Here is a 322-nt window from a genome sequence, read left to right as displayed (position 1 = left end):
CGTCGAGCATCGGGTCCATGGCACGGGAGTGGAACGCGTGCGACACGGCCAACCACCGCGCCCGCACACCGAGACCCTCCACCACCGCCGCGACCCGCTCCCGAGCACCGGAGAGCACGATCGACTCCGGACCGTTGACCGCAGCGACATCCACGTCCAGACCCGCGACCCGCTCCTCGCCCACCGGCACCGCCGCCATCGCACCACCCGACGGCAGCGCCTGCATCAGCGCACCCCGCGCCGCGACCAACCGGCACGCGTCCGACAGGGACAACACGCCCGCGACGTGCGCGGCGGCGATCTCCCCGATCGAGTGACCGGC

At 73.6% G+C, this 322-nt stretch carries 1 protein-coding gene; it reads right to left on the bottom strand.

Going from position 1 to position 322, the window contains the following annotated elements:
• Positions 1 to 322 (bottom strand): acyltransferase domain-containing protein (locus C7C45_RS32970; protein ID WP_146247490.1); only part of this gene is annotated, 322 nt, incomplete at both ends.

It is taken from the genome of Micromonospora arborensis (assembly GCF_003205615.1).
Lineage (GTDB): Bacteria > Actinomycetota > Actinomycetes > Mycobacteriales > Micromonosporaceae > Micromonospora > Micromonospora arborensis.
Note: the sequence above shows the minus strand (reverse complement) of the source record. Positions and strands in the feature narration are given on the sequence as shown.